General features: G+C 66.1%; 17 protein-coding genes, 3 tRNA genes and 1 pseudogene. 11 read left to right on the top strand and 10 right to left on the bottom strand.

What is annotated here, in order from left to right; translation table 11 throughout:
* Positions 1-2 precede the first annotated feature (2 nt).
* Positions 3-87 (bottom strand) — tRNA-Leu (locus HMPREF9710_RS21445).
* Positions 88-120: 33 nt separating this feature from the next.
* Positions 121-205 (bottom strand) — tRNA-Leu (locus HMPREF9710_RS21450).
* A gap of 351 nt (positions 206-556) precedes the next feature.
* On the opposite strand from HMPREF9710_RS21450, the gene rnr reads away from it, so the two are divergent.
* From rnr to HMPREF9710_RS21470, 4 genes are all read left to right on the top strand, one after another.
* Positions 557-3,304 (top strand): ribonuclease R, encoded by a 2,748-nt coding sequence (rnr, locus tag HMPREF9710_RS21455; RefSeq protein WP_081589981.1) that lies wholly within the window; start codon positions 557-559, stop codon positions 3,302-3,304.
* A gap of 25 nt (positions 3,305-3,329) precedes the next feature.
* On the top strand, positions 3,330-4,073 hold the full coding sequence (gene rlmB / locus HMPREF9710_RS21460; protein WP_005669879.1) for a 23S rRNA (guanosine(2251)-2'-O)-methyltransferase RlmB: 744 nt from the start codon (positions 3,330-3,332) through the stop codon (positions 4,071-4,073).
* A 133-nt stretch (positions 4,074-4,206) separates the two neighbouring features.
* Positions 4,207-4,947, top strand: coding sequence for a serine O-acetyltransferase (gene cysE, locus HMPREF9710_RS21465; RefSeq protein WP_005669881.1), 741 nt, complete (start codon positions 4,207-4,209; stop codon positions 4,945-4,947).
* Between the two features lie 26 nt (positions 4,948-4,973).
* On the top strand, positions 4,974-5,657 hold the full coding sequence (locus tag HMPREF9710_RS21470; protein ID WP_005669883.1) for a YceH family protein: 684 nt from the start codon (positions 4,974-4,976) through the stop codon (positions 5,655-5,657).
* On the opposite strand, the gene HMPREF9710_RS21475 is transcribed toward HMPREF9710_RS21470, so the two are convergent.
* The 7 genes from HMPREF9710_RS21475 to HMPREF9710_RS21505 form a co-directional block, all read right to left on the bottom strand.
* Positions 5,617-6,384, bottom strand: a complete 768-nt coding sequence (locus tag HMPREF9710_RS21475) for a hypothetical protein (RefSeq protein ID WP_005669885.1) — start codon at positions 6,382-6,384, stop codon at positions 5,617-5,619. The genes HMPREF9710_RS21470 and HMPREF9710_RS21475 overlap by 41 nt on opposite strands.
* 5 nt (positions 6,385-6,389) lie before the next feature.
* Positions 6,390-7,367 (bottom strand): hypothetical protein, encoded by a 978-nt coding sequence (locus tag HMPREF9710_RS21480; protein WP_005669887.1) that lies wholly within the window; start codon positions 7,365-7,367, stop codon positions 6,390-6,392.
* Positions 7,364-8,284, bottom strand: coding sequence for an ABC transporter ATP-binding protein (locus HMPREF9710_RS21485; RefSeq protein ID WP_005669889.1), 921 nt, complete (start codon positions 8,282-8,284; stop codon positions 7,364-7,366). Before HMPREF9710_RS21485 ends, HMPREF9710_RS21480 begins: the two co-directional genes overlap by 4 nt.
* Positions 8,281-8,655, bottom strand: a complete 375-nt coding sequence (locus tag HMPREF9710_RS21490; RefSeq protein ID WP_005669890.1) for a GntR family transcriptional regulator — start codon at positions 8,653-8,655, stop codon at positions 8,281-8,283. The genes HMPREF9710_RS21485 and HMPREF9710_RS21490 overlap by 4 nt, the downstream gene beginning before the upstream one ends.
* A gap of 146 nt (positions 8,656-8,801) precedes the next feature.
* Positions 8,802-9,560: a UDP-2,3-diacylglucosamine diphosphatase gene (locus HMPREF9710_RS21495; protein ID WP_005669892.1), complete on the bottom strand. Its 759-nt coding sequence runs from the start codon at positions 9,558-9,560 to the stop codon at positions 8,802-8,804.
* Between the two features lie 31 nt (positions 9,561-9,591).
* Positions 9,592-10,083: a peptidylprolyl isomerase gene (locus HMPREF9710_RS21500; RefSeq protein WP_005669893.1), complete on the bottom strand. Its 492-nt coding sequence runs from the start codon at positions 10,081-10,083 to the stop codon at positions 9,592-9,594.
* 57 nt (positions 10,084-10,140) lie between these two features.
* Positions 10,141-10,809, bottom strand: coding sequence for a peptidylprolyl isomerase (locus HMPREF9710_RS21505; protein WP_005669895.1), 669 nt, complete (start codon positions 10,807-10,809; stop codon positions 10,141-10,143).
* A 269-nt stretch (positions 10,810-11,078) separates the two neighbouring features.
* Between HMPREF9710_RS21505 and cysS the strand changes: the two genes are divergently transcribed.
* The 6 genes from cysS (at position 11,079) to HMPREF9710_RS21535 (ending at position 17,279) form a co-directional block, all read left to right on the top strand.
* A complete protein-coding gene (cysS, locus tag HMPREF9710_RS21510) occupies positions 11,079-12,473 on the top strand; it encodes a cysteine--tRNA ligase (protein WP_005669896.1) in 1,395 nt (464 codons plus the stop codon).
* Positions 12,473-13,186 (top strand): DNA-3-methyladenine glycosylase family protein, encoded by a 714-nt coding sequence (locus HMPREF9710_RS21515; protein WP_005669898.1) that lies wholly within the window; start codon positions 12,473-12,475, stop codon positions 13,184-13,186. Before cysS ends, HMPREF9710_RS21515 begins: the two co-directional genes overlap by 1 nt.
* Before the next feature lie 99 nt (positions 13,187-13,285).
* Positions 13,286-14,263, top strand: a complete 978-nt coding sequence (locus tag HMPREF9710_RS21520; protein WP_005669899.1) for an acetyl-CoA carboxylase carboxyltransferase subunit alpha — start codon at positions 13,286-13,288, stop codon at positions 14,261-14,263.
* Positions 14,264-14,330: 67 nt separating this feature from the next.
* A complete protein-coding gene (tilS, locus tag HMPREF9710_RS21525) occupies positions 14,331-15,692 on the top strand; it encodes a tRNA lysidine(34) synthetase TilS (protein ID WP_051205156.1) in 1,362 nt (453 codons plus the stop codon).
* A gap of 148 nt (positions 15,693-15,840) precedes the next feature.
* Entirely contained in the window at positions 15,841-17,088 is a 1,248-nt protein-coding gene (locus HMPREF9710_RS21530) for an aspartate kinase (RefSeq protein WP_040777701.1), read from the top strand.
* A gap of 98 nt (positions 17,089-17,186) precedes the next feature.
* Positions 17,187-17,279 (top strand) — tRNA-Ser (locus HMPREF9710_RS21535).
* A 200-nt stretch (positions 17,280-17,479) separates the two neighbouring features.
* On the opposite strand, the gene mprF is transcribed toward HMPREF9710_RS21535, so the two are convergent.
* A complete protein-coding gene (gene mprF / locus HMPREF9710_RS21540) occupies positions 17,480-19,945 on the bottom strand; it encodes a bifunctional lysylphosphatidylglycerol flippase/synthetase MprF (RefSeq protein ID WP_005669905.1) in 2,466 nt (821 codons plus the stop codon).
* 211 nt (positions 19,946-20,156) lie between these two features.
* On the opposite strand from mprF, the pseudogene HMPREF9710_RS28310 reads away from it, so the two are divergent.
* A pseudogene (locus HMPREF9710_RS28310) lies at positions 20,157-20,563 on the top strand (hypothetical protein); the annotation flags it as partial.

Consider the following 20,563-nt stretch of genomic DNA (forward strand, 5'->3'; position numbering starts at 1 on the left):
GTTGGTGCCCACGGAGGGACTCGAACCCCCACACCTCGCGGCACATGGACCTGAACCATGCGCGTCTACCAATTCCGCCACGTGGGCGTTTTCTGTACAACAAACAACCAGTCAATCTGTTGGTGCCCACGGAGGGACTCGAACCCCCACACCTCGCGGCACATGGACCTGAACCATGCGCGTCTACCAATTCCGCCACGTGGGCACTGCAAACCAACTCTGCTACAATAGCAGGCTTTGTCATTTTCCGCTAGATCAACATTTCCAGATCGTCACGCCAACTACACCGCTTGCCACTGCTGCTTTCTTCGCTTCGTCGTTGCCGCCGTTGCTGAAGAGAGCGAGATTATAGCGGATGATTTTCAATAGTCAAAGACCCACGATGAAGTTCCGATCGGGGCAATGAATAAAACTCGCGGGATGTCCCGCAGCACGCCACGTTAGGCGAATCGGATGGACCTCCGTTACACTACGCCTGTCAAGGTGTCAATCAAGCATGACGCCGCCTATTATTCATGAGCGGCGCAATTACTGGCCAAAAGAAAAAAGAACCGATTTGAAGCAACCTACTCATACCATTCCAAGCCGCGAGGAAATCCTCGCAGTCTTCCGCGAAGCTTCAGGAGCGCTCGATGCGGCCGGCCTGGCGCGTGCCCTCAAGGTCAAGCCAGCCGCCCAGGAAGTCCTGGGCCGCCGCCTGAACGCCATGGAGCGCGACGGCCAGATCCGTTCCGACCGCAGCGGCACCTATATGCTGGCCGACCACTCCGGCTTCATCGCCGGCCGCGTCAGTGCGCATCGCGACGGCTTTGGATTCGTGATCCCGGACGAGCCAGGCCCAGACCTGTTCCTGTCCGACCGCGAGATGCAGAAAGTGCTGCACGGCGACCGCGTGATGGCGCGTGTGACCGGCCAGGACCGCCGCGGCCGCCAGGAAGGCTCGATCGTCGAAGTCGTCGAGCGCGCCAACACCCACATCATCGGCCGCCTCCTGAACGAAGGCGGGGTCTGGATCGTCTCGCCCGAAGACCAGCGCATCAGCCAGGACATCCTGGTTTCCGGCTCGCCGGGCAAGGCGCGCGCCGGGCAGGTGGTCAGCGTCGAGCTGCTCGAGCAGCCGGGCCGCTTCCAGAAGCCGACCGGCCGCATCACTGAAGTGCTCGGCGAACTGGACGATCCAGGCATGGAAATCGAGATCGCGGTGCGCAAGTTCGGCGTGCCGCACGTGTTCTCGGCGCCGGCACTGAAGCAGGCCGCGCGCCTGCCGAACGAAGTCGTGAACGCCGACCTGGCGGACCGCGTCGACCTGCGCGACGTGCCGCTGGTGACCATCGACGGCGAGGACGCGCGCGACTTCGACGATGCGGTCTACTGCGAGCCGGTCAAGATCGGCGCCGCCCGCGGCTTCCGCCTGCTGGTCGCGATCGCCGACGTCAGCCACTACGTGAAGCCGAACGACGCATTGGATGCCGACGCGATCGAGCGCAGCACCTCGGTCTATTTCCCGCGCCGCGTGATCCCGATGCTGCCCGAGAAGCTGTCCAATGGCCTGTGCTCGCTGAACCCGGCGGTCGACCGTTGCACCCTGGTGTGCGACATGGTCGTCACCGAGGACGGCGAAGTCACCGCTTACCAGTTCTACCCGGCCGTGATGCACTCGGCGGCGCGCCTGACCTATAACCAGGTGGCCGACATCCTGGCCAGTACCGACGGCGAGGAAGCGCAGAAGCGTCCGGCCATCGTCCCGCACCTGCTGAACCTGAACCAGGTGTTCCGCGCGCTGCTCAAGGCGCGCCAGGAACGCGGCGCGATCGATTTCGAAACGACCGAAACCTATATCGTCTGCAACGCGCTGGGCAAGATCGAGAAGATCATCCCGCGCACCCGCAACGATGCGCACCGCCTGATCGAGGAGTGCATGCTGGCCGCCAACGTGTGCGCCGCCGACTTCCTGCTGCGCCACAAGCATCCGGGCACCTTCCGCGTGCACGCGGTGCCGACCGAGGAAAAGCTGAACCAGCTGCGCACCTTCCTCAAGCAGGTGGGCCTGAACCTGGGCGGCGGCAGCAAGCCGACCGCGCGCGACTACGCCGCCGTGATGCAGGAAATCCGCGAGCGTCCCGACGCGGCGCTGCTGCAGACCATGCTGCTGCGCTCGATGCAGCAGGCGGTCTACAGCCCCGACAACGTCGGCCACTTCGGCCTGGCCTACGAGGCCTATGCCCACTTCACCAGCCCGATCCGCCGCTATCCCGACCTGCTGACCCACCGCGCGATCAAGGCGATCCTGCTGGGCAAGCGCTACGAGCCGAAGGGCATCGAGCTGGGCAAGCTGAACACGACCCAGTCGAACGCCGCGCGCAAGCAGGCAGCCAAGGACAAGGCCGAAGGAAAGCCGCAGAAGAGCGAGAAGGACCTGACGGTCTGGGACGCCCTCGGCGTGCACTGCTCGGCCAACGAGCGCCGCGCCGACGAAGCCTCGCGCGACGTCGAGAACTGGCTCAAGTGCTTCTTCATGCAAGACAAGATCGGCGAAGAGTTCACCGGCACCGTGGCCGGCGTGACCACCTTCGGCATCTTCGTGCAGCTCGACGAGCTGTTCGTCGAGGGCCTGGTGCACATCACCGAGCTGGGCGCCGACTACTTCCAGTACGACGAGGCGCGCCATGAACTGCGCGGCGAGCGCACCGGCCAGCGTTACCAATTGACCGACCGCGTGACCGTCAAGGTGGCCCGCGTCGACCTGGAGTCGCGCAAGATCGACCTGACCCTGGCGGCGCCGGGCGCCCAGGCCCAGGCCGAGCGGGCGCCGCAGGCGAAGGCGCCATCCGCGCCGGCGGCCCTGCCGTCGCCGCTCGAGCGCGCGCTGCAGGCCGCGCACGAGGCCACCGAAACGAAGCCGCCGAAGTCGCGCAAGGCGCGCGCCAAGGCCGTGGCCGAGGGCCTCTTGAGCGCGGCGGCGCCCGCTGCGGCTCCAGTCCCCGCTCCGGCTCCGGCGATCGAGGACGAGGCCGAGGAAGACGTGGTCTTCGTGCCGCCGCCACGCAAGCCGCGCGCGGCCAAGACCGCCGCCACCGGCGTCGCCAAGGTCCCGGCCAAGGCGGCGAAGAAGGCAGTGGCCGCGGCCCCTGTCGCCGAGGCCCCGGCGCAGGCGCCAGTGAAGGCGCCAGCGAAGGCGCCAGCCAAGCCGGCGGCGAAGAAGGCCGCAGCGAAACCGGTAGCGAAAACCGCCGCCAGGAGCACGACAAAAGAAGCCGCACCCAAGGCGGCCAAGACCGCATCCAAAACCAGCAAGACGAAGTAAGAGAAAGTAAGAGAAGAAGTAAAGAATGAAAAATAAAATGATTTTCGGCTTCCACGCCGTGACCTCGCGCCTGCGTCACGAGGCCCAGTCGGTGGAAGAGATCTTCGTCGACGCCGAGCGCAACGACGGCCGCATGAAGGACCTGATCGCCAATGCGAAGGCGGCCGGCGTGCGTGTGATGCCGGTCGACGCCTCGCGCCTCGACAAGATCACCGGCACCCGCCGCCACCAGGGCGTGATTGCCTTCGCCAGCCAGCTGGCGCTGGCGCGCAACCTGGACGAGCTGCTCGACGCCATCGAGGGTCCGCCGCTGCTCCTGATCCTGGACGGCATCACCGATCCGCACAACCTGGGCGCCTGCCTGCGCGTGGCCGACGGCGTCGGCGCGCACGCGGTGATCGTGCCGAAGGACCGCGCGGTCGGCCTGAACGCCACCGCCGCCAAGGTCGCCAGCGGCGCGGCCGAGACCGTGCCCTACATCACCGTCACCAACCTGGCGCGCACCATGCGCGAGCTGAAGGAGCGCGACATCCTCCTGATCGGCACCTCGGACGACGCCGAACGCGGCCTGTACGAAGCCGATTTCACCGGCCCGGCCGCCCTGGTCATGGGTTCGGAAGGCGAGGGCATGCGCCGCCTGACGCGCGAGACCTGCGACGTGCTGGTCAATATCCCGATGTTCGGCTCGGTCGAGAGCCTGAACGTGTCGGTCGCCTCGGGCGTCTGCCTGTACGAGGCGCGCCGCCAGCGCATCGCGCGCGAAGGCTGATGTTCTCGCCCGAGTAGTATGGCTGCAACGGCCTGGCATCGCGTCCAGGCCGCTTCCCTTCGCAGCAACATCCCCACAAGCATTCCATTCCCGGATCGGCTACCATGAAAGCCGTTCCATCCTGAGCGTCACCATGTTTTTCTCACGACTGCGCGAAGACATTCGCAACATCATCGAGCGCGATCCCGCCGCCCGCAACGGCTGGGAAGTGCTGACCTGCTATCCGGGCCTGCACGCCATCGTCGCCCACCGCTGGGCCCACGCCTGCTGGCGCATGGGCCTGAAATGGCTCGGCCGCTTCATCGCGCACCTGGCCCGCATCGTCACCGGCATCGAGATCCACCCCGGCGCCGCGATCGGCCGCCGGGTCTTCATCGACCACGGCTTCGGCGTGGTGATCGGCGAGACCGCCGTGATCGGCGACGACTGCACCATCTACCAGGGCGTCACGCTGGGCGGCACCACGCTGGTGGCCGGCACCAAGCGCCATCCGACGCTCGAGCGCGGCGTGATCGTCGGCGCCGGCGCCCAGGTGCTGGGCGCCTTCACGGTCGGCGAATACGCCAAGATCGGTTCCAACGCGGTGGTGGTCAAGCCGGTGCCGGCCGGCGCCACGGCGGTCGGCAATCCGGCCCACCTGATCCAGAAACAAGACCAGTCGCGCAGCGCGCGCATGTTCGCCGCCTATGGGGTCACGCCCAACGGCGACGACCCGCTGTCGAAAGCCCTGCGCGGCCTGATCGACCATGCCGCGCGCCAGGACGAGCAGATCGAGCGCCTCACCGAGACGGTGCGCGCGGCCGGCCTGTGCTGCCCGCGCGTGCAGGAGGGTGATAAACTCGACTCGGAACAACTGAACCGGTTGGTCGATTAAGTAGATTAAGTAGATGAAGGAATCGCATGACGAACGAAGCGACTGGCGGCGCCGACGCCGCAGCCGTGCTTGACCCGGTAGAGCTGCGCGTGCTGGCCGTGCTGGCCGAAAAAGAAGCGCTGACCCCCGATAACTATCCGATGTCGCTGAACGCGATCGTGAACGGTTGCAACCAGCTGTCGAGCCGCGATCCGGTGATGCAGCTGTCGGACGACATCGTGCTCGACACCCTGCAGCGCCTCACCGAACGCAAGCTGGTGGGTGCCATCTCGCAGGCCGGCGCGCGCGTCGTGAAGTACGAGCACCGCATGCGCATCAAGTGGACGCTGGAGCAGGACAAGCTGGCCGTGCTCACGGTCCTGATGCTGCGCGGCCTGCAGACCGCCGGCGAGATCCGCACCCGCAGCGGCCGCCTGCACGAGTTCAAGAGCGTGCAGGACGTCGAGACGGCGCTGCAGTTCCTGATCGACAAATACCCGCCGCTGGTGGCGAAGCTGGAACGCGCGCCGGGCACCAAGGAATCGCGCTACGGCCACCTGCTGGGCGGCGAGATCACCATCGTCGCCGGCAGCGAGCAGACGTCCAGCAGCGCGAGCGGCCTGACCCAGGGCGGCCGCATCGCCCAGCTCGAAGAAGAAGTGGCGTCGCTGCGCGGCCAGATGGATGAGCTCAAGGCCCAGTTCGAGGCGTTTCGCCAGCAGTTCCAGTAGGCGTTTCGTATTCCAGTTCGACCAGCGCCTCGTCGCTCCACGACATGTCGTGGAGCGGCGCCATGAAGCTGCGCCGGCGGGATTCGAGCAGCGCGCTGCGGTTTCCCTCGTGCAGGATGGCGCGCACGAGCCGTTCCTGCACGTGGAAGGCATAGCCTGCCTTCCCCTTGTCGAGAAAGGTGCACCAGTCGCGGGTGCGCAGCAGACCGTTGATGGTCAGCGTCCACATCAGGCCGATCTCGTTCTTCGAGATCGCCACCCACACCTTGCACTCGAGCCGCAGGTCGCCCAGCCGGCGCACGTTTTCCGGCAGGCCCGGAGTGCGCACATGCGGCTGGATGCGATAGCGGCTGCTCTTCTGGTTCAGCACCAGCTCACTGTTCGCGGCCTTCGCTTCTTCGCTGCGCGGCACCACGTACTCGCCGCGCGCATCCGGCGCGATCGGCAAGACGAAACCGCCATCGCCCTCGAGTCGCACACGGGCGGCGGCGTCGGACGCGGGATCGCGCTGGACCCGAAAGCGCAGGGCGTCCACGCCAGGCGCGAGGTGATGGTGACGGTCGAAGGCGTCGAGTCCGGCCAGGATCGACGTGTAGCGCCGGACCTCCGGATCGCGCACCGCATTGACGTTGATCGTATCCGGATTGTCCGGCGCGCTGCGATCGGCAGCGCTGGCCAGGCTGGCGCCGAACAGCGCGCCAGCCAGCAGCGCAGGCAGGACGCGCATCGCGCTCAGCCTTCGTCGCGCCAGCGGCGCAGGCGGATCGCCCCGTAGATCATCGCGCAGCCGGCGACGGCGGCGATCCACACCGCGGGCGAGGCCAGCGTGCCGTAGGACAGGCCGAGCAGCATCGGCGCGTCGAAGCCGGCATTCTGTTCGGCCAGCGCCCTGCCATTGACCTCGCCGAACCAGATGCCCGGCATCAGGCCGCCGAGGATGCGCGCCACCACTTCTTCGCCGAACCACTTGACGTTCAGGCTCAGCCCCGAGAAGCGGCCGACCAGGAAGTCGAACCAGGCCAGCAGGGCCAGCGCCACCAGGGGCACGCCCACCGCCCACAGGAACACCTTCGAGCGGGCCCAGCTCGACACCAGCAGCAGCCAGCCGACCGTCGGCAGCGCCCACAGGATGTACAGCGGCACGAAGGCCAGCAGGTAGAGCGGGGACAGGTAGAAGTTCGCGTTGGCCAGCACCGGGGCGATCAGGTTGACGCCCTTGACCGCGCTGGCCAGCAGGCCAAGCACCAGCAGCACGAGGGACGTGGCGATGCCGATCGCCACCGTCAGCAACGGCGCCACCACCAGCGCGACCGCGGCCTTCGAGAGCACGGTCTGCCCGTCCGACATCGGCAGCGACTTCCAGAACAGGATGCTGCGGTCGCGCCGTTCGTCGTGCAGGGCGGCCAGGCAGTAGAAGAACACCACCACCGGCAGCACCAGGAACAGCGGCGCCGTGATCGCCAGGTAGCTCGAGGCCGCCATCGCCGCCGCCTTGGCGACCATCTCCGGCGGGACGCCCTCGATCGTGATCATCTGCTGTCCATTGTGCTGGATATGGAAGGCGGAGGAGGACAACGCGTACAGGAAGCCGCCGCCGAGCAGCAGCACCAGGGCCGCCGCCACCGCCAGCGGCGCATAGACGAACGCGCCCTTGTGTTCCCACAGTTCGCGCCGGATCAGCCATTTCATCGTGCTCATGTGCGTGTTCATGCGTAGCTTCCTTTCATGGTGGCGACGAACAGGTCGGCCACGCTCGGGTGGCGCACTTCGCCGAGGGCTTCGAGATGGCTGCGCGACAGGCCGCCCGCGCGCTCGGTATCGAACAGCATCACCGACTTGCCGAACATGGCGCGCTGGTCGAGCGGCTGCAGGGCGCGCGCCGCGGCGGCCTTTTCGTTCGGCACCATCACCTCGACGTAGCGCCGGCCGATCTCTTCCATCGAGGCCGCCAGCGCGATCTTGCCGTCGCGGATGAACAGCAGGTCGGTCAGGATGTGCTCGACTTCTTCCACCTGGTGGGTGGTGATGACGATGGTTTTTTGTTCGTCAAAGTAGTCTTCGAGCAGGTGCTGGTAGAACTGCTTGCGATACAGGATGTCGAGTCCGAGCGTCGGCTCGTCCAGCACCAGCAGCCGGGCGTCGATCGCCATCACCAGCGCCAGGTGCAACTGCACGACCATGCCCTTCGACATTTCCTTGACCTTCATGCCTGGCCTCAGCCTGGTGTTGGCGATGTAGCGTTCGGCCTTGCTGCGGTCGAAGCGCGGATGCACGCCCTCCACGAAGTCCACCGCGTCCTTGACCCGCAGCCAGCGCGGCAGGATGGCGACGTCGGCGATGAAGCACACGTCCTTCATCAGGTCGTCGCGCCGGGTGCGCGGATCGAGGCCCAGCACGGACAGCTCGCCCTCGAACGGGATCAGGCCCAGGGCCGCCTTGAGCGTGGTGGTCTTGCCCGAACCATTGGGGCCGATCAGGCCGACGATGCGCCCGGCCGGAATCTCGAAGTCGATGCCGTCGACCGCCACCTGCTTGCCGTAGCGCTTGGTCAAGCCGCGTGCGGACAGGACGGCGCCGGAGGCCGGGCTCGCAGACGTGTCATGGACCGCGTCTTGAACGGTGTTCATGCCGCACCTCCCTGTGGATTGCCGCTGTCGCGCAGCAGCTGTTCGACATCCAGCCCCAGGCGGCGGATGCGCTCGACCATGGCCGGCCACTCTTCGCGGACGAAACGTTCGCGTTCGCTTGCCAGCAGTTTTTCGCTTGCTCCCTCGGTGACGTACATGCCTATTCCCCTTCGTTTTTCCACCAGGCGCTCGTCGACGAGTTCCTGGTATGCCTTCGACACTGTTATCGGGTTCAGTTGGTACTCGGCGGCGATCGATCGCACCGAGGGCAGGGCGTCGCCGGCTTTCAACACGCCGTCGAGCATCATGCCGACCACCCGCTCCTTGAGCTGGCGGTAGATCGGGGTGCTATCGTTCCAGTCGGCGCTCATCGGTGGCCTCCCTCACGGCGCCTTGCAGTGTAATGCTCATGCATGCCTCCTTGGTGATGTATTGCGGTGGTGTTGTAGTGAACTATAACACCATAGGCGTAAATGTAAAGATGCAGACGTCGGGTTTCATCCCGACATCGCCGTTCCTACTGCGTCAGTTCGGTAAAGTCGTGGCGCACGATACTGCCGTCGGCGTGCAGCGCGAACCAGCCGCCGCGCATCGGCTCGGCGTCGAGTTCCCAATCGGGCAGCACGTAGCGCAGCTTCTTTCCATGCTCGTGCACGGCGGGGCGGTGGGTATGGCCATGGATGATGACGTCGGCCCCGGTCTCGAGGAACACGGCGTCGATCGCATCGGGCGTGACGTCCACGGTCTCGTACGCTTTCCCGGTGTGGGCGTCGCGCGAACCCTGGCGCAGGCCGGCGATGATCGTCTTGCGCTGGGCCAGCGGCATGCCGAGGAAGTTGGCTTGCCAGGCGGGTTGGCGCACCTGGGCGCGAAACGCCATGTATTGCGTGTCGAGCGTGCACTGGGCATCGCCGTGCAGCAGGGCCACGCGGCGCGCGCCGGCCTCGATCACGTGCGGGTCTGCCAGCTGCTGCAGGCCGGCGGCCTGGGCGAAGGCGTCGCCGACCAGGAAATCGCGGTTGCCGGCCATCCAGTAGACGGCGGTGCCGGCGTCGGCCACCGTGCGGATCGCGGCGACCACCTGCGCGTTGAACGGGTCGGCGAGGTCGTCGTCGCCGGCCCAGTATTCGAAGATGTCGCCGAGCAGGTAGAGCCGCTCGGCCTGCACCGCGCGCTCCTTCATGAAGGCCAGGAAGGCCTCCAGCGTGCGCGGGTGCGAGACCTGCAGGTGCAGGTCGGAGATGAACAGCGCGAACGGGCGCCCAGTACACGTCATCGGATTGACCGGTGCCAGTGCGCGCCGCGCATTACAGCACTTCGATCTTTTCGATGATGACCGCGTCGACCGGCACGTCCGAGTGCATGCCGCTGCGGGTGGTCTTGACGCCGTTGATCGCGTCGACCACGTCCTGGCCTTCGGTCACTTTGCCGAACACGGCGTAGCCCCAGCCGTCCTGGCCCGGGTAGTCGAGGAAGGCGTTGTTCTTGGTGTTGATGAAGAACTGGGCCGATGCCGAGTGCGGCGCCGAGGTGCGGGCCATGGCCAGCGTGTACTTGTCGTTCTTCAGGCCGTTCTTGGCTTCGTTCTCGACGGTCGCTTCGGTGGCTTTTTGCTTCATGCCTGGCTCGAAGCCGCCGCCCTGGATCATGAAGTCCTTGATCACGCGGTGGAAGATGGTGTTGGTGAAGTGGCCCTTGCCCACGTAGTCGAGGAAGTTGGCAACGGTCTTCGGTGCTTTTTCGGCGTCCAGCTCGGCGGTGATATTGCCCTGGTTGGTGGTGATGAGAATGGTCGTCATGGCTTGTCCTGTTCTATGGGTTGTTGTTTGCCCGGTATTGCAACTGCGGCAAAACCGTTATTTTACTAGCTTGTCGCCCTTCAGCAGGGTGACGTTCGTAATCTTGATCGGCACCACTGGCACGTTCTGCATGCCGCGCACGTCGTCGACGACCACGCCCTTGATCTTGTCGACCACCTCCTGGCCCTTCACGACCTTGCCGAACACGGTATAGCCCGAGCCCTTGACGAAGGGATGGTCGATGCCGGAATTGTCGGCCACGTTGATGAACCATTGCGAGGTCGCGCTGTCGGGGTTGTCCTCGCGCGCCATGGCGATGGTATAGGGCTGGTTCGACAGGCCGTTATCCGACTCGTTCTTCACCGGCTTGAGGGTTTTGCGGCCCTCGAATTTCTCGTTCATGCCGCCGGCCTGGATCATGAAGCCGTCGATCACGCGGTGGAAGATCGTGCCCTTGTAAAAACCCGACTTGGCGTAGGCGGCGAAGTTGGCGACGGTTTTGGGGGCTTTTTCCTGGTCGAGCTGGACGACGATCTCGCCCATGGTGGTCTTGATCGCATACTGCGGGCCGACCATGGCCGGGGCCGAGCTGGCCTCGGGCGCTGCCGCCGGATCAAAGGCTTCCTGGGCCGGCGCGGCGCCTGCGAACAGCAGGCCGCAGGCGAGCAGGGCGGTGGCGCCCGTCATGCGGGCGAGCAGGGATCGGCGGGTGATCGATGACGACATCTGGCTTCCTCTGATGGACCTCGCGCAAGGCGCTGTCAAGGGTTTTCCCGAAAAATAAAGCTGGACCGTAGGCGGCCAGCCGGGATTTTATCAATGCTATACTTTACGAAAGGCGTTCGTAGTCAAGCGCCCCATTCTATCAAATAAGAACAACACCGAGGAGCCAGGCGAACCCGACGCCGCACCCGCCCGATGCGCGCCCACTGCTGCGCCGGGTGGCTATTGCGGCTTGCGCTGCGCCCGGCGCTCCTCTTCCGAAACGGAACTCAATGAGCCAACTCAAGATTTACAACACGCTCGCGCGTGACAAGCAGGTATTCGTTCCCAAGGTCGCAGGCAAGGTCGGCATGTATGTATGCGGCATGACCGTCTACGATTACTGCCATGTCGGCCACGCGCGAATGATGATGGCTTTCGATGTCGTGTACCGCTGGCTGATGGCATCCGGCTACGAAGTCAACTACGTGCGCAACATCACCGATATCGACGACAAGATCATCCGGCGCGCGGTCGAGAATGGCGAGACCATCGGCGCGCTGACCAAGCGCTTCGAGAAATACATGGACGAAGACACGGACGCGCTCGGCATCCTGCCCCCGACCGTGGTGCCGCGCGCCACCGAATACGTGCCGCACATGCTGTCGATCATCGAGAAGCTCGAGCAAAAAGGGCTGGCCTATCAAACCGAGGATGGCGACGTCAACTACGCCGTGCGCGGTTTCGACGGCTACGGCAAGCTGTCCGGCAAGTCGCTGGACGACCTGCGCGCCGGCGAGCGCGTCGACGTCAAGACGGCCAAGCGCGATCCGCTCGACTTCGTGCTGTGGAAGGCCGCCAAGGAATCCGAACCGCTCGAGGCCAAATGGGATTCGCAGTGGGGCCGCGGCCGTCCGGGCTGGCACATCGAGTGCTCGGCCATGTCGTGCGCCACGCTCGGCGAGCACTTCGACATCCACGGCGGCGGCGCCGACCTGCAGTTCCCGCACCACGAGAACGAGATCGCGCAATCCGAAGGCGCCTTCGGCGGCCCGATGGTCAACTACTGGATCCACAACGGCTTCGTGCGCGTGGATAACGAAAAGATGTCCAAGTCGCTGGGCAACTTCTTCACCATCCGTGAAGTCCTCGCGAAGTACGACGCCGAAGTGGTGCGCTTCTTCATCCTGCGCGCCCACTATCGCAGCCCGCTGAATTACTCGGACGTGCACATCGACGACGCCAGGGGCGCGCTGACGCGCCTGTACACCGCGCTCGCCGACGTCGACCTGGGCGATGGCGAACTGGCCGTCGACTGGGACGAAGCGCACGCGAAGCGCTTCCGCGACGCGATGGACGACGATTTCAACACCCCGCTGGCGGTGGCCGAACTGTTCGACCTGGCGAGCGAAGTCAATCGCGGCAAGTCGGTCGAGACTGCACGCCAGTTGAAGGCGCTGGCCGCCGTGCTGGGCCTGCTCGAGCGCGCGCCGCAAGCCTTCCTGCAGGCGGGCACGCCGGGCAGTGGCGGGCTCGATGAAGCGGCGATCCTCGATGCGATCGCGCGCCGCGCGGCCGCCAAGGCCGCACGCGACTTCGCCCAGGCCGACGCGATCCGCAAGGAACTCACGGCAGCCGGCATCGTCCTGGAAGACAAGGCCGACGGAACGACCTGGCGCCGCGCATAATGGCAGCCAACAAGGACAAGGCCGGCGGCGCCGCCGCAGGCGCCAGCGTGGAGTCGCCTGCGCTGCCGGCGCAGGATGCGCTGGCGGTGCCGATCTATTGGGCCGAGGCCAAGCGCGAACTGATGCAGCGCGACCGCATCATGAACAAGCTGATCCCCCAGTTCGGCGACCTGCACCTGCGCGGCCAGCCCGACCCGTTCATCACGCTGGCGCGGTCGATCGTCGGCCAGCAGGTGACGCCGAAAGCGGCCGACCTGGCCTGGGGCAAATTGCTTGCCGTCTGCCCGAAACTGGCGCCGAGCCAGGTGCTCAAGCTGGGGGCGGCGCAGCTGTCGGGCTGCGGCCTGTCCAAGCGCAAGACCGAATACATCCTCGACCTGGCCGACCATTTCAAGGCCAAGCGGGTACATGCCGACCTGTGGTCGGAAATGGATGACGAAGCCGTCATCGCCGAGCTGGTCCAGATCCGCGGCATCACGCGCTGGACAGCCGAGATGTTTTTGATATTTAATCTGCTGCGGCCGAACGTCCTGCCACTGGACGACCCCGGCCTGATCCAGGGCATCAGCCAAAACTATTTCTCGGGCGAGCCGGTCTCGCGCAGCGATGCGCGCGAGGTCTCCGCCAACTGGGAACCCTGGCGCACGGTTGCTACATGGTATTTGTGGCGCAGCCTGGACCCGGTTGCATCCACCGTATCGCCCGCCAACTGAGCAATTCAGGCGTTCGATATGCTGTCGGCTTACGGTAGAATAGCGCCCTGATCCGCCGCGCATAACGGAGCGCGGCCAAGACATTACCCCGGAGGTACAATGACTAAAACAACTTTCCTCAATTTTGAGCAGCCGATTGCCGAGCTCGATTCCAAGATTGAAGAGCTGCGTTTCGTACAAGACGATTCCGCTGTCGACATCTCCGAAGAGATCGATCGCCTGGACAAGAAGAGCCAGCAGCTCACCAAGGACATCTATGCCAAGCTGACTCCGTGGCAAGTGTCGCAGATCGCGCGCCACCCGCAGCGTCCTTACACGATGGACTACGTGAACGCGATCTTCACCGATTTCCATGAGCTGCATGGCGACCGCACCTTCGCCGACGACCAGTCGATCATCGGCGGCCTGGCCCGCTTCAACGGCCAGCCATGCATGGTGATCGGCCACCAGAAGGGCCGCGACACCAAAGAGCGCGCGATGCGCAACTTCGGCATGCCGAAGCCCGAAGGCTACCGCAAGGCGATGCGCCTGATGAAGCTGGCGGAAAAATTCGGCCTGCCGATCTTCACGTTTGTCGACACGCCCGGCGCATTCCCCGGCATCGACGCCGAGGAGCGCGGCCAGTCCGAAGCGATCGGTCACAACCTGTACGTCATGGCCGAACTGAAGGTGCCGTTGATCGCCACCATCATCGGCGAAGGCGGTTCGGGCGGCGCGCTGGCGATCGCCGTCGGCGATGCGGTGCTGATGCTGCAATACTCCACCTACTCGGTGATCTCGCCGGAAGGCTGCGCCTCGATCCTGTGGAAGACCTCGGAACGCGCGGCCGACGCCGCCGAAGCCCTGGGCCTGACCGCGCACCGCCTGAAGGCGATGGGCCTGGTCGACAAGATCGTCACCGAACCGCTCGGCGGCGCCCACCGCGATCCGGCGCAGATGGCGCAAATGCTCAAGCGCGCGCTGGCCGATTCGCTGCGCCAGTTCCAGGGCATGAAAACCAAGGACTTGCTGGAAGCCCGTCACGCGAAGCTGATGAGCTATGGCAAGTTCAAGGAAACGCTGCCGCGCGAGGAGTAATCCTCTGAGCCGTTCCAACAGCGGGGCCAACCCGGCCGGGCTGGTCCCGGCATCGTTCGCGCAAGCCATGTCCGGCTTGCGCGCCAAATACTCCCCCCAATCCATCGCAGTTGCGTGTAGCGGCGGCCTCGATTCGATGGTCTTGCTGCGGCTGGCGCACGACTGGTGCGCGCAGCATGGCGTGCGGCTGCATGCCTTCCACGTTCATCACGGACTGAGCCCGCATGCCGACGACTGGCGCGCGCATTGCGAGCGCAGTGCGGCGGCGCTCGGCATCGGTTTCGACCAGCGCCGGGTGACGATCGCGCATGACGGTTCCGGCGTCGAGGCCGCGGCGCGCAAGCTGCGCTACGCCGCGCTGGGCGAGATGTGCCGCGCGCATGGCGCCAATCTGCTCCTGACCGCCCACCATCTCGACGACCAGGCCGAGACCGTGCTGCTGCAATTGCTGCGCGGTTCGGGGCCGGCCGGCCTGTCGGGCATGGATGCCGACAATCTCGCGCCAGGATTGCTGGGTGTCGCCGGCCTGCCGATGGCGCGGCCCTTGCTGTCGCAGCCGCGCGCCGCCCTGGAAGCGTATGCGGCCGAGCATGGATTGCAGTGGGTCGAGGACGAGTCGAACCAGGACCCGCGCTATACGCGCAACGCGCTGCGCCACCAGGTGATGCCGGCGCTGGCGGCGAACTTCCCCGGCTTCCAGGCGCGACTGGCGCGCGGCGCGGCCCACGTGGCCTCGGCCCAGCGCCTGCTCGACGAGCTGGCGGCCCAGGACCTGGCGGCCTGCCAGGATGGCGACGCCATCGACCTGGCCTGTCTTGGCAGCTTGAGCGCCGACCGCATCGACAACTTCATGCGCCACCTGTTCATGGTGCGCGGCCTGGCGATGCCGTCGACCGCCTGGCTGAACGAGATGGTGGCGCAGCTGTTCTCGGCGCGCGAGGATGCGCAATTGAAGGTCACGCATCCGGGCTGCCATATCCGCCGCCACCGCGGCAAGCTGTATCTCACGCCGCACTTGCCGGACTTGGCCGGCATGCGCGATCCCGACGATATCGGCGTGCTCGACAGGGAAGGGCAAGCGTTCCGCTGGCAGGGTGAGGCGTCGATCGCCTTCCCGGACTACGGCGGCGTGCTGCACTTCGAGACGGCGCAGCAGGGCTTCGATGCGGCCTGGCTGCGCGCGCAAACCCTGACCATCGATTTCCGCAAGGGCGGCGAGCGCCTGAAACCCGCGGCCAACCGGCCGTCGCGCAGCCTGAAGGCGCATTACCAGGCGCTGGGCGTGCCGGCGTGGGAACGCGAGCGGCTGCCGACGGTCAGCCGCGACCTCGACCTGCTGTTCGCCGCGGGCATCGGCATGGATTGCCGGCACTGGTCGGCGCTTGGTCAGGAGCTGATCGGGCTGCGCTGGGAAGTGAGCGGAAGCTAGATTGTATAGGCAAGTGTATTCCGAAAACGCATTAGGTTATTTTCTTTCCATATAGCTTTTTCGATCTCCAAGCCTTGTGATGCCGCGTTGCAGCATGCTACATTAAGAGTCTTCTTTTCTCTTTACACAAGCTGGAACCCTTCCTGATATGGCTTTAATTGTCCACAAATATGGCGGGACGTCGATGGGCTCGACGGACCGTATCAAGAATGTCGCGGCCCGGGTGGCCAAGTGGCATGACGCAGGTCACCAAATCGTCGTTGTGCCGTCCGCGATGTCGGGCGAGACCAACCGCCTGATTGGTCTGGCCAAGGAAATCATGCCGCAACCCGACCCGCGCGAACTGGACATGATCGCCTCGACCGGCGAGCAGGTGTCGGTTGGCCTCCTGGCCATGGCACTGCTGGCCATCGGCAAGGATGCGGTGTCGTACACCGGCTGGCAGGCGGGCATCCGCACCGACTCCTCGTTCACCAAGGCGCGCATCCAGTCGATCGACGACAGCCGCGTGCTGCGCGACGTCGCGGCCGGCAAGATCGTCATCATCACCGGCTTCCAGGGCGTGGATGAAGAAGGCAATATCTCGACCCTGGGTCGCGGCGGCTCGGATACCTCGGCAGTGGCGATTGCGGCCGCGCTGAAGGCCGAGGAATGCCTGATCTACACTGACGTCGACGGCGTCTACACGACCGATCCACGCGTGGTGGACGAGGCGCGCCGCCTGTCGAAGATCACGTTCGAGGAAATGCTCGAACTGGCCTCGCTGGGCTCGAAGGTGCTGCAGACTCGCTCGGTCGAGTTCGCCGGTAACTACCAGGTGCCGACGCGCGTGCTGTCGTCGCTGACCGATCCCCTGATGCCGCTGGAAGAAGAAGCCCAGTCCGGCACCCTGATTTCGTTTGAGGAAGAAAGCAATATGGAACAAGCCGTCATCTCCGGCATCGCGTTCAATCGCGACGAAGCAAAGATCACCGTCCTGGGCGTGCCGGACAAGCCGGGCGTGGCCTACCACATCCTGGGCCCGATCGCCGACGCGAACATCGAAGTCGACATGATCATCCAGAACCAGTCGGTGGACGGCAAGACCGATTTCACCTTCACCGTGCCGCGCAATGACTACGTGCGCGCGATGGGCGTGCTGGAGAGCCAGCAGCAGGCGCTGGGCGCCACCAAGGTGCTGGGCGACGCCAAGGTGTCGAAGGTGTCGGCGGTGGGCGTGGGCATGCGCAGCCACGTCGGCGTGGCGTCGCAGATGTTCCGCACCTTGTCGGAAGAGGGCATCAACATCCAGATGATCTCGACCTCCGAAATCAAGATTTCGGTGCTGATCGACGAGAAGTATATGGAGCTCGCAGTGCGCGCGTTGCACAAGGCATTTGGCCTGGAGCAAGGTTAACAAATTTCAAAATTTTTGGGCGTGCGTCCTTGACGCAATGAGGTCCAGCCCTTAAGATGCCTGCACTCAGCGCTGACGTGCAAACGCCGGTTCTGATGGGAGACGTGGCCGAGTGGCCGAAGGCACTTCCCTGCTAAGGAAGCATACGGCTTATACCCGTATCGTGGGTTCGAATCCCACCGTCTCCGCCAAGTTTCAAAGAGAGAAGCCACCGCAAGGTGGCTTTTTTCATTGTTGGGTCCGTCGGGCGAATATCTGCCCAAAGCCACCGGTGTGCTGGCCCAGCAATCTACAGAAAAATCCGCGCATACCCCCGTGCCGACAGCGCCGCCACATCGGCCAGCAGCGCAGGAAGAAACTTCCCGCTCGCATAGGCGATATACCGCGGCTCCTACACCGGATGGAATTTCTCCTTGTACGCGCGCAGCCCCTGGAATTTGTAGAACGACTCCCCATGCCGGTACACGAAGCCGGCCAGCCGGTTCCACATGGGCGTGGCCCGCGACGGGCGCACGCCGGACAGCGGCGCCATGCCGAGATTGAACCAGCGGTAGCCGTGCTCCTGGCCCCACAGGAAGACATGGGTGAGCAGGCCATCCATCAGGCCGCGCGGCGCCGCGTGCATGAAGCGCATCAGGTCGATCGACAGTTCCTCGCCGGTGGGCCCGCACAACAGGTTGGCGAAGGCCACGATGCGGCCTTCGCGCTCGAGCACCGCGACCGGTTGCCGCGTCAAATAGTCATCGGCAAAGAAGCCCAGCGAAAATCCCTTTTCGCCGCCGGCCTTGCCGGCCAGCCAGTCATCCGACACCGAACGCAGCTGCGGCAGGATCGCCGGCACGGATTCGGGCGCCACGATCCGGAAATCCACGTGCTCGCGCTTGAGGCGCTGCATGGCCGCCCGCAATTCCTTGAAGCGGCCTCCCGCCAGCGACAGCCCCTCGAGGCGGATGCGCGCTTCCTCGCCGAACTTGGCGAACGCCAGCCCCAGGTCGGCGTAGCAGTGCAGCTGCTCCGGATGCACCTGGTAGAACACCGGGGTGGCGCCGGCATCATCCGCGCGCTCGACGAAATCGCGTGTCAAGGACGCGGCGGCGGCCGGCGGGCCGACCGGATCGCCCAGCGCCACCCAGGTCCGGCCGCGCACGCCGTACATGATGAAGGCCGTACGCTCGGGGTTGAACAGCAGTTCCTTGTCGCGCAGCCAGGCCAGGTAGGGCAAGGTCGCGCCCTGGGCGCGCACGATGCGCTCGGCGTCGGCCAGCGCCGCGCTCGATGGCGGTTCGGCCAGGTGCGGCGGTGGCCGGAGCAGGCGCGCGACCCCGACGGCAAACAGCGCCACGGCGACGCCCAGGCTGGCGCGCAGGAAGCGCGGCGCGTCGCCGTGCAGCGCCACCTGCCACCACAGCTCGTGCGAATAGTCGACGTGGCGATAGGCGAACATGCCGATCCACAGCGAGGCGCCGAAGGCGGCCGCGATCGCGACGATCCAGCCGGGCGAGAAACGGGTGTCGAACAGCGCCGCGCGCCTGTCGAACAGGCGGCGGCTCGGCGCGAACACCAGCAATAGCAAGGCCAGCAGCGTCGCTTCTTCCCAGTCGCCGCCCTTGAGCAGCGAGGCCGCGATGCCGGCGGCCAGCGCGCCGACGGCGAGCTGCCAGGCCAGCCGGATGCGGCGCGCGATCGCCTGCGCCAGCAGCAGCAGGGCCACGCCCACGACGCTGCCGATGAAATGCGACGCTTCGAACAGGCCGACCGGAAACAGGCGCGACAGCCAGTGCAGCCGTTCGTGCGCGGCCGGCGTGGCGCCCGAGACCAGCAGCAGCAGGCCGCCCATGAAGGTGAACAGCGCCAGGATCCTGGGCGCGAGCCGCACCGAGTGCTGGCCCAGCGACTGGCCGAGCTGCTGCAGGCGCCCGCGCCGGCGCCGCGTCTCGTCGCCGACCAGCAGGACCAGCGCCAGGCTCAGCGGCAGCAGATAATAGACCAGGCGGTACAGCAGCAGCGCCGCCACGATCTGGTCGGCGCGCAGGTACGGCGCCAGCAGCAGCGCCACGATGCCGTCGAAGACGCCGAGCCCGCCGGGCACGTGGCTGGCCAGTGCCACCAGTTGCGCTGCCAGGAAGGCGCCAAGCACGACGGGGTAGGGCGGCGCATCCGGCAGTAGGACATACAGGATGCCGGCCGCCAGCATCCAGTCGGTCATCGACACCAGCAGCTGGGCCAGCGTGAGCGGCAGCGGCGGGATTCGCATATCGAAGCCGCGCACCCGTAGCGGCGTCTTGCGCGCCAGCGGCAGGAACAGGTAGCTGCCCACCAGCGCCAGGCAGGCCAGGCCGAGCCACTGCGCGCCGCGTTGCGCCAGTTCGCCCTGGAGCCAGGCATGCGGGTGATTGACGAGGCTCCAGCCGCCCAAAGCCAGCAGGCCAAGCCAATAGGTGATGCCATTCAGCGCCACGATCCGGGACAGGTCGGCGCCGCCTACGCCCCAACGCGAATAGAAGCGGTGGCGCACGGCCGTCCCCGACAGCAGTGCGAAGCCGACGCTGTTGCTGATCGCGTAGCCGATGACAGCGGTCAGGGCGATGCGCGCGCGTGCGATGCGCTTGCCGATGTAGACGAAGGCCAGCTGGTCGTAGCAGCTCAGGACCAGGTAGTTGGCCGCGCAGCACAGCAGGGCGAGCAGCAGGTGCCCGGCGCCAAGGCGGGCCAGCGCCGCCTGCAGGTCGCGATAACGGATCTGCTGGAGTTCGCCGTGCAGGACCCAGACTGCCGCGCACAGGAGCACGGCCGCGACCAGCGGCGGCAGCCAGCTGCGCAGTCCGGCCTGCCGGCTGGCGATCGGGGCGGCGCTCACGGTGTGGACCTCGTGTCCATGCGGATGGGTGGATGTGGGATGTGCTCGCCGGGCACGGGCGCCGGCATCTTCCGTTCGAGCCGCGCCGGACGCGGTGGTTCCGTCCTGCGGGCCGGTTCATGTGGTGGGAGCGGGCGCATGTCGGTCCGGCGGGGGCGGATAGCGCAACGACGGATGCGGCCGCAGTCAGTCCCGATGCTATGATCGGGCAATGGAAATCCTGCAACATCGAGGCTTTCGCCGGTGGCCGGGCCGGCCTGGATCGCCCGCGCTGGCGGCATGCGCGCTCGCCTTGCTGGTGGCCGTCGGCATGGCCATGCCGGCGGCGGCGCAGGAGCATGCGCCCGAACGCCTGGAGCACCGGCGCTGGCTGTCGGCCGACGGCGGGCCGAGCCAGGTCGGCGCGATCGTCCACGGCGCCGACGGCTATCTCTGGCTCGGCACCAACGACTCGCTGGTGCGTTTCGACGGCCTGCGCTTCCGGCGCCAGCCACCCGGCGCGCGCGGGGCGCCCGCCATCGTGTCGTCCTTGCTGGCCCAGGGCGACGCCCTGTGGGTGGGCCTGCGCAGCGGCGGCGTGGCGCTGGCCCGTCCCGGGGCCGCCCTCGCGCGCGAGCG

The sequence above is a fragment of the Massilia timonae CCUG 45783 genome (assembly GCF_000315425.1).
Taxonomy (GTDB): Bacteria; Pseudomonadota; Gammaproteobacteria; order Burkholderiales; family Burkholderiaceae_D; genus Telluria; species Telluria timonae.

Coding starts and splice junctions, on each gene's coding strand:
- HMPREF9710_RS21480 (WP_005669887.1), bottom strand. CDS start 7,367: ATGAACACGCACATGAGCACGATGAAATGGCTGATCCGGCGCGAACTG.
- HMPREF9710_RS21530 (WP_040777701.1), top strand. CDS start 15,841: ATGGCTTTAATTGTCCACAAATATGGCGGGACGTCGATGGGCTCGACG.
- HMPREF9710_RS21485 (WP_005669889.1), bottom strand. CDS start 8,284: ATGAACACCGTTCAAGACGCGGTCCATGACACGTCTGCGAGCCCGGCC.
- HMPREF9710_RS21490 (WP_005669890.1), bottom strand. CDS start 8,655: ATGAGCGCCGACTGGAACGATAGCACCCCGATCTACCGCCAGCTCAAG.
- HMPREF9710_RS21520 (WP_005669899.1), top strand. CDS start 13,286: ATGACTAAAACAACTTTCCTCAATTTTGAGCAGCCGATTGCCGAGCTC.
- HMPREF9710_RS21505 (WP_005669895.1), bottom strand. CDS start 10,809: ATGTCGTCATCGATCACCCGCCGATCCCTGCTCGCCCGCATGACGGGC.
- HMPREF9710_RS21470 (WP_005669883.1), top strand. CDS start 4,974: ATGACGAACGAAGCGACTGGCGGCGCCGACGCCGCAGCCGTGCTTGAC.
- HMPREF9710_RS21495 (WP_005669892.1), bottom strand. CDS start 9,560: ATGACGTGTACTGGGCGCCCGTTCGCGCTGTTCATCTCCGACCTGCAC.
- tilS (WP_051205156.1), top strand. CDS start 14,331: ATGTCCGGCTTGCGCGCCAAATACTCCCCCCAATCCATCGCAGTTGCG.
- cysS (WP_005669896.1), top strand. CDS start 11,079: ATGAGCCAACTCAAGATTTACAACACGCTCGCGCGTGACAAGCAGGTA.
- HMPREF9710_RS21500 (WP_005669893.1), bottom strand. CDS start 10,083: ATGACGACCATTCTCATCACCACCAACCAGGGCAATATCACCGCCGAG.
- rlmB (WP_005669879.1), top strand. CDS start 3,330: ATGAAAAATAAAATGATTTTCGGCTTCCACGCCGTGACCTCGCGCCTG.
- cysE (WP_005669881.1), top strand. CDS start 4,207: ATGTTTTTCTCACGACTGCGCGAAGACATTCGCAACATCATCGAGCGC.
- HMPREF9710_RS21515 (WP_005669898.1), top strand. CDS start 12,473: ATGGCAGCCAACAAGGACAAGGCCGGCGGCGCCGCCGCAGGCGCCAGC.
- HMPREF9710_RS21475 (WP_005669885.1), bottom strand. CDS start 6,384: ATGCGCGTCCTGCCTGCGCTGCTGGCTGGCGCGCTGTTCGGCGCCAGC.